The sequence below is a fragment of the Methylobacterium sp. WL18 genome, assembly GCF_008040015.1.
Taxonomy (GTDB): domain Bacteria; phylum Pseudomonadota; class Alphaproteobacteria; order Rhizobiales; family Beijerinckiaceae; genus Methylobacterium; species Methylobacterium mesophilicum.
The window spans coordinates 1-7,544 of sequence record NZ_VRVD01000211.1 but is presented as its reverse complement, the minus strand read 5'-3'; the positions used below and the strand labels follow the sequence as shown (position 1 = coordinate 7,544).

The 7,544-nt window shown below is 56.5% G+C and carries 6 protein-coding genes, 1 tRNA gene and 1 pseudogene; 2 read left to right on the top strand and 6 right to left on the bottom strand.

Annotated elements, in window-relative coordinates; translation table 11 throughout:
* Positions 1-142 (bottom strand): annotated as a pseudogene (locus FV228_RS15735) (IS701 family transposase); the annotation flags it as partial.
* 378 nt (positions 143-520) lie between these two features.
* Here FV228_RS15735 and FV228_RS15730 point away from each other — a divergent pair.
* Together FV228_RS15730 and FV228_RS15725 are read left to right on the top strand one after the other, a co-directional pair.
* Entirely contained in the window at positions 521-2,590 is a 2,070-nt protein-coding gene (locus FV228_RS15730; RefSeq protein ID WP_246693919.1) for a Hint domain-containing protein, read from the top strand.
* A gap of 80 nt (positions 2,591-2,670) precedes the next feature.
* Entirely contained in the window at positions 2,671-2,916 is a 246-nt protein-coding gene (locus FV228_RS15725) for a hypothetical protein (RefSeq protein WP_147855480.1), read from the top strand.
* A gap of 115 nt (positions 2,917-3,031) precedes the next feature.
* Here FV228_RS15725 and FV228_RS15720 read toward each other — a convergent pair whose 3' ends face one another.
* From FV228_RS15720 to FV228_RS15700, 5 genes are all read right to left on the bottom strand, one after another.
* Positions 3,032-3,253, bottom strand: coding sequence for a hypothetical protein (locus tag FV228_RS15720; RefSeq protein WP_147855479.1), 222 nt, complete (start codon positions 3,251-3,253; stop codon positions 3,032-3,034).
* Between the two features lie 227 nt (positions 3,254-3,480).
* Positions 3,481-3,556: transfer RNA gene (locus tag FV228_RS15715), tRNA-Ile, on the bottom strand.
* A 75-nt stretch (positions 3,557-3,631) separates the two neighbouring features.
* The gene (locus FV228_RS15710; RefSeq protein ID WP_147855478.1) at positions 3,632-4,156 is read right to left on the bottom strand and encodes a hypothetical protein; all 525 of its coding nucleotides are present in this window, start codon (positions 4,154-4,156) and stop codon (positions 3,632-3,634) included.
* A gap of 726 nt (positions 4,157-4,882) precedes the next feature.
* Positions 4,883-5,698 (bottom strand): hypothetical protein, encoded by an 816-nt coding sequence (locus tag FV228_RS15705; RefSeq protein ID WP_147855477.1) that lies wholly within the window; start codon positions 5,696-5,698, stop codon positions 4,883-4,885.
* A 776-nt stretch (positions 5,699-6,474) separates the two neighbouring features.
* Entirely contained in the window at positions 6,475-7,128 is a 654-nt protein-coding gene (locus FV228_RS15700; RefSeq protein WP_147855476.1) for a protein-L-isoaspartate O-methyltransferase, read from the bottom strand.
* Positions 7,129-7,544 lie beyond the last annotated feature (416 nt).

Genomic DNA, 7,544 nt, shown 5'->3' with positions numbered 1-7,544 from the left:
GGACGCTCTTGCGGTCACCCAAGCCGATCAGACCGCTCACGTAGAGCGGGCACATAGCCCGACGCGCAGGATGCGACAGTCCCGCAAGGAACGGCTGCAGCCACCGGTCCAGATCCTCACGCCATCCACCAGCACCTGACATCGCGAGCACCCACGCTCATGGCCGTGGCAGACGAATCCGCAAAAACCTCCAGCGTTCCCTCAATCTACCAAAGTAGTGCTAGACCGTTCTGTTAGACACTCTAAATATCCTGCAGAGTCTCGCCCCCTATGATGCCATTTGCAAGGCATGGTCCGCCAAGCCAGGCCGCTTCAGGTTAAACGCGCTCCGCCAAATGTCAGGACCAAACACAGCGCCCTAACCTGAAACGCTCATTTTTGCGCCGGGTGAAAGGGAGTATGCGCAATGCTTTTGCAGCAGCTGTAAAGGACTTGTTAACTATCAGCGGTTTGAGTAAAAAAAGGTTTGAACGTGTGACCGTGCCCACATTAACGAATTTTATCCTATAAACAGGTGGCTATGATGGTCGACCTTTCTGGTTATCGTTTGACTTTTGATGATGAATTTAATGCACGGAGTATTTCGCAAAATGGTGTTGGAACAACATATCGCGATATTCGATCCGAATGGCGCTTCGACGCCAATTCTGACATTGGCTTTGGTCATTCGTCCTTCGTAGACTCTGCATCGGGCTACGATCCGTTCAGTGTTCAGAATGGCGCGCTTTCAATCACGGCAGCGCCTCCTGGCACAACTACTTCAGGATTTCCTGGCAGCTGGCAGTCTGGCCTGATTACTACGCAAGGTAGTTTCTCACAGACCTACGGATATTTTGAAATCCGTGCGGATTTTTCAAATAATGCTGACGCTTGGGATGCATTCTGGCTTCTTCCGGATCAGCAAACTCCCCCCGCCGCGACCGGGGCCGGCCATCAAGAATTGGATGTCGTTGAACACTACGGCAACAACGATAAGGGCGTGTACAGCACAATACATACTACCAATCCACAGCCGGCTGGTACAACGTGGCAGCAGACCCGCCAAGTCTACAGCGAGATTTCACATCCAGATGGTTATCACACATACGGAGTAAATTGGCAGGCAGATAAAATTAGCTTCTACGTTGACGGCGAGCTTAAAGGTTTTCAAAGTACCCCATCGGATTTGAAAACCCCGATGTATTTGTTGGCAAATCTAGCTGTACAAGGCACCTCAACATCGGGAAAACCATTCAGTTCAAGCATTGACTATATTCGAGTATATTCTAACGCGCCGAATGCTGTTGCTGTCCCCCACGACAGGGTTTCTTCGCCAGATGGGCATGATCCAGGCCTGTCCGGAGCGACCGCAGCAGTTCGGACACCGGCGCCCACGATGGGATCAACGCCCAATTCTACAGGAGCGAACGGGGCAACATCAGGCTCTACAAGCCCAACATCAAGTCCGACGGGAACCATCGGATCGACGTCAGGCTCCTTAGGCTCAGCATTTGGTCCGACCGGGACAACTGGCTCAACGTCAGGCTCCGCAGGGCCAGCATCAAGTCCGACCGGAAGCACTGGATCGACGGCAGGCTCAACAGGGCCAACATCCAGTCCAGCCGGTACTACTGGATCGCCGCAAACTTCGGCCGGGACAACTGGCTCAACATCGCCGGCCGTTAATGCCCCCTGCTACTGCTCCGGGACACGCATCCGCACTGATCGTGGCGATATAGCAGTCGAGGAACTGCGGGTCGGTGACGTCGCGGTAACTGCGGCCGGTCAACATCGCGCCGTTCATTGGATCGGTACCCGTCGCTATCCCGAACTAACAGCTCCGAAAGCCGATCGGCCAGTGCGTATCAAAGCAGATGCGCTAGCCGACGGCTTACCAGCTCGTGATCTATTGGTTTCCCCCGATCACGCTCTTTACCTCGATGGCCTGTTCGTGGCGGCCGGGCATCTGGTGAACGGCACGAGCATCATCCGTGGCGAAGCGGTCCGGAACCTGACCTATTGGCACATCGAGCTTGACCGCCACGACCTGCTCCTGGCTGAGAACACCCCTGCAGAGAGCTTCTTGGCCGCTCCTGGTCTGCGTCGTCAGTTCGATGGCATCTCTGCACCTGATGTAGAGTTCATACCCATTCCTTACGCTAAAAGGGTCGAGCAGGGCCCCGACTTAGAGGGGTTGCGCCGCCGAGTAATCATCCGCGCCGGCCTATCGGTAGAGCCCATTCGTTTCGGTGATTTACAGGGCAGCCTCGATTTGTGCGAGATCTCAAGCGGCGATCTTCGCGTTGCGGGTTGGGCTCGGGATACAGTGCATCCTGACGGACCCGTATGCCTCGACATCGTGATTGACGGAGCGGTCGCTGCGATGACATTGGCGGAGGTATATCGGCCCGACCTCGCGGCTTCTGGGGTGGGAAAAGGTCAGCACGGCTTCGACATCGGCTTGGAGGAACCACTGGAATTTGGCCTACCTCACACGGTTGAGGTTCGGCGCTCAGTAGACGGTGTGACGATCGGGGCGATGCAATTGGACGCGGCGGGCGTTTGGAACCGGGCAATAGCTGCCACGCCGAAGGCAGGAGGGCCGCTATAGCCCTCCGCGGCAGCATCGACGTTCTGAGCCACCGGCAAATTGTCGGCTGGGCGTGGGAGACAACCACGCCGGATGTGGCTGTGATCGTGTTCATCGCGGTCGGTCAGCGAGTGCTGGGGCAATGCCGAGCGGATCTGTTCCGCGAAGATCTCGCAACTGAAGGGGTCGGAACGGGCCGGCACGGCTTCGCTCTCGATCTTCTAGCAGGCTGCCTGTCTCCACGAGAGGGGTACGAAATTTCCGTTCGACGCTTGGGTGATGGTGTGGCTTTACCGGGCTCACCCTACGTGCTGAAGCCGATGATCCGCCTGCTGCCCGAACACTAATTTTAAACTGTGTAGGATAGCAGATGCCCTCGCCGCCGTGCGCTGTGCGATCTGGCGCGAGCATGCATTGGCGACATCACCAAGCCGACGCCCCCGAACAAAAGAGCTAGGCAGCTCAGACGCGAATGCCTTGCATTTCTGGCTGCAAAAATCGTCCCATTGCCCGGTCAGGGAAGAAAGTTGCCGTTCCCAACGCCGCCACTAATCCGCCAAGCACTAGCAACAGCAGCACGGCGTCCCGCACGTCGTGGCCATGCTCGCCGGCATGACGGATCACATAGACGCTTAAGGCCAGCGCAAACGACGCCAGGAGCACAACGATGAGGGCTGGCAGCATCAATGCCTCCTGATCGCCACACAACGGCGATCCGGACCGGAAGTTGCAGCCAGTACCGCTCCCTCGCGGTAGCGGCGAACTACGCTCAGCCGTGAAAGGCTGGGCGGACTCGATGAGCCATCCGGCCGAACAGAGCGCTACCCAACTTCTTCGAACCTAAAAGCGGCTTAGTAGTCACAGTGCCCTTGGTCAACGGCGCCTCTTCCATGAGGCGGCGGATGACACGATGGTGGGCCCGGCAGGACTCGAACCTGCAACCAGACCGTTATGAGCGGTCGGCTCTAACCATTGAGCTACAGGCCCTGCGCCCGCATAGCCCTCGCGGGCCTGCGGGTGCAATCTGTGTCCCATCTGCAAGGGACGTAACGGTGGCCGCTCCTATTCGGCCGCCTCCGTCTTACCGGTACCCTCCTGATCGTCCTCAGCCTCGCCCTCGGCCTCATCGTCCGAGGCTTGGTTCTCCATGGTCGCAGCAGGAGCGCCGGAACGGTAGATATCGCCATGGCGTTCGAGTTCGCCGCTCGTCGACATCACGCTGAGGTATGTGGCCAGGGTGTTGGCCGCTACGTCCGTCAGGCGCTCCGTGATCTGGGCGTGCGTCAGGCCCTCGGTGCCGGCATCCTCCAGGAGCGCCTTGAGTCGACCCTTAGCAGAGTTCGCCCGGGGGCCTCGGGGTCCGCGGCCAGCGCGAGGCTGATCATCGCTGTTGGACGCACGGCGGCGCTTCGGCTGATCGTCAGCCAGCTCATCCATCGCCGTGCCTTCAACGATCGACGCCAGCGATCGCTCGGCCATGCGGAGCTTCGCCAACTCGCCACTCACCCGCTCGTACTCAGCCTCAAGGGTCTCGCGCTGATGCCTCACGTTGGCCAGGGCCTTTGCGAGCGTGTCGTCATTTGCCATTGGTCGATCGACTTCTTCGGTTTTGGGGTGTGGGCTTACAGGCGTAGTCGCTAAGCGGATCATTTGGCCATCTCATGATTGTTGCGATGACGGAAGCTCGCGCCTGCAGCCCGCACAGCCTGCATGAAAGTGTTGAGCTGGGCAATCGTGACTGTCGGGTCGGCGAGGCTGCTCTCGGCTCGCACCACAACGCTCACAGCACCTTGGCGTGCTGAGCCAGATCTCTGGGCGCCCAGCGACGGGAGAGCCTGTCTGTCGTCATGCGTTTTAAGCCGTTGAAAGTCGGATCAAGGGTGAGACTTTCTCAGGAGTCATCGACATGCAAGTCGCGATCGAAGTGCATTGCTCGGCACCGTTGACTGCTTTGACGCTGTATGTATTAAACCTTCTCCGCAAGTCTCAATGCCGGTGACCGAGCAGCGCAGACGTCCATCCATGTCAATGTTCTCCAGCCTGATCGCCGCCAAAGCACCAACAATCCACCGCCAGCTCCTATGGTAATGATGTTAGCCATAATAACTGGGCCAACAACGCGGACTATTTAGATCGGAAGGCTTAGCCGTGCATTAATTTAAGTGACGGCCAAGTAATAACTTTGAGGCGGGGTTTGCCTGATGCAGAGGGAAATGCAAGTCAGATGAAACGAGGAATGAGGTTTTTGATCAGGAATCACCAGCAACCGGTATTTGTGTCAAATTAGTGCGAATAATAACTGCTGCGACCACACTATTTTCCCAACAAGGCAATAGTATTCTCACGTGACTTGTGAACTGCAATGAATGTGTGAATTCCATTAGGCAGGCTATTAAAATTGATCGGTTGTTCGAAATTTATGCCTCGATTAGAGATGGTGCTCAGCGCGAAATTATGTTTCGATAAAACAACGGCTATTTTGCTCAAATTATCTGAATGATCCGACGTCGATAAATGATATTTCAGCCGCACAATATGAATTTCACCAACGGCGAGTTTGCCCTTCAAGCCCTCTAAAACAAGATTGTTTTCGTGGCCAGTATTTAGATTTAAAATATCGATTGATTTGATCGAGTTTTTCTCACAGTAAGCATCTCCTGACAATTCTTTGACGATTGTTTTTTCCCATTTGCCGCCGCGGGGCACATTTCCATGAATTAGCAACGATGCTTGAGGATCAATAGGGTCGTATTCGAGCAAACGGGATCCGTCTTTATTCGATAGACCGAACTCGTTTAGTATAAATCGGTCGGACAATGATCTGGCGCTAAGATATTTATTCAATAAAGGATTTACTTCAAAAGAATGTATTTTCGCCATTGTAAATTTATTTAGACATACGGCAGCATATTTGCCGTCATTTGCGCCGACATCAAGGATCGTATGTACTTCAAGCTGAGCAATTTTATCGAGCAAATTCAGCTCTTCGGAGGAAACGGACTGGCATTTCAGACCGCTGCGTCTAATTTTTAAAAACGGAGCCCACCGAGCAACAAAATTATCAAAAATGGTCCCGTCTTGCTGAACAGCCTGATTCATGTTCGCTCCTGCTTCCTGCAGCGTAATCATGTAAACTCACTGTAGATCGAACTCATTTTAGCATATTTCCGGCCTGACACAAACTGACGTTCCGAAAGTTTTGTAGGGCTTGTCTCTCCTTGCGACATCGGTTCGATGGTGGTTTTATAGTGATTCAAAAATTTATGCAGATGTTTAAATTTAAGGAATTTACGATCCGGTAGTTGTATGCTGCTCAATCGACGCGATCTTATAAGTCTAAAAACCGTTCAAAAGCTGTGTTTTATCAACATAATTATTATCACACGATTTTGTCACTGACCTTGATCGAGATGGAGGCTGGCCGGTTAATGCAGGCTCTGCGGCCTGTTTGTATACAAAATGTAAGTTTGAAGAACCTGTTTTCGACCTGTTCGGTGCGAGCAGATCGCTGGTCGCGGTAGGCGTAAGTGACTGCAAGACCACTCAAAATGCCTCCCGGGGGCCCATTTTCTAATCTTTTCTGGCCTGTATTTTTGTGAAAACAGGTCATCTGGACAATCGCCGTAGCGACGATGGTCCCACTGTTCCAGACGGTCCTTTGTGAGTCGATCGATCGGGCACTGCGAAATAAAATTACTGAAATCAAATGGTGAACTATAATTAACGACATTCACCGGCGGTTGCGACCCGCGACCAGCATTCTGAAAGGTTACAAAATATTTTCGTGGCTTTTTCCATATTGAACGTCCGGAGCCTACCGTCCGGACAGAAGGTTTTCTTACCTACCTGACGACGTGCCGCATCAGGTGGCGCTTCCCAGTTCGGGGAAGTGTGACGAGTTTACCTTAAAACGCGAACCCGACTTCGGCCGCGAAGGCGTCGAGGAGCGGCAGCGAGGCGTCGAACAGCGGGCGGGAGCCGAAGGCGTCGCCGGCGCGCACGAACAGGGTGGCCTTGGCGTTGCGGTGGGGGCCGAATACGCAGGCCAGGCGGCCGTCGTCCTTGAGCTGGTCGAGCAGCGCCTGCGGCCTGACCTCGACGCGGCCGTTGATCAGGATGACGTCGAACGGCGCCTGCTTGGGGGCGCCCGCCTCCAGCGGACCCTCGATCACCCGGGCCGCGGTTCCGAGCTTGGTGCGGACCGCCTCGGCGAGGTCGGGCACCGATTCCAGCGCGGTCACGTCCGCGCCGAGTTCCGCCATCACGGCCGCCGCGTAGCCGGTGCCGCTGCCGACATCGAGGGCGCTGGCGCCGGGCCGGATCTTGAGGGCCTGGATCAGCCGGGCCAGCACCATCGGCGCCGGCAGGCAGCGGGCCTCGCCGTTGGCCCCGGCGAGGTTCAGGGTCTGATCGATATAGGCGAACGGCTCGCGGCCTTTGGGCACGAAGGTCTCGCGCGGCACCGTGTCGAACGCGTCGAGCACCGCGTTGTCGTTCACGTCGAAGGTCCGCAACTGGCAGTCGACCATCATCCGCCGCGCCTGCGCGTAATCGATCATCGAAGCGTGTCCTCGAACCGGATCGGAATGCTGCCCCGGCCGGGCCGCGGCGGACGCCGAGGTCCCCGGCCAAGCGCGAGCGTTCCGGACGCGCGCGTTTTCGGAGATCACCCGCCAAAACGCAAGGTTTTCGCGGAGGGGGCCATCGCCGGCGTTCCTGCCCATCGGCGATTCGAATGGCGGGGCGCGGGTGACGACCGCATCCCGCTGTCGCGCGTGGGTTGACCGCGGGCTCGCCTCGCACCGCCGGACGTTGAATAATGAGTGCAGACAGGACCGGGCGATCCAAGACGCCGGCCGTATCGGGAGACACCATGATTCCAGCCAGCAAGCCGATCCTGACCCGCGGCCTCGCCGCCGCGCTCGCCTGCCTGGGCGTCGGGACCCTGGCACCGGGCGGATCGCGCGCCCAGGAG

Excerpts from the sequence above, each read along its gene's own strand:
- FV228_RS15710 (WP_147855478.1), bottom strand. The coding sequence starts at position 4,156 with ATGGCAAATGACGACACGCTCGCAAAGGCCCTGGCCAACGTGAGGCAT.
- FV228_RS15730 (WP_246693919.1), top strand. The coding sequence starts at position 521 with ATGATGGTCGACCTTTCTGGTTATCGTTTGACTTTTGATGATGAATTT.
- FV228_RS15700 (WP_147855476.1), bottom strand. The coding sequence starts at position 7,128 with ATGATCGATTACGCGCAGGCGCGGCGGATGATGGTCGACTGCCAGTTG.
- FV228_RS15705 (WP_147855477.1), bottom strand. The coding sequence starts at position 5,698 with ATGATTACGCTGCAGGAAGCAGGAGCGAACATGAATCAGGCTGTTCAG.
- FV228_RS15720 (WP_147855479.1), bottom strand. The coding sequence starts at position 3,253 with ATGCTGCCAGCCCTCATCGTTGTGCTCCTGGCGTCGTTTGCGCTGGCC.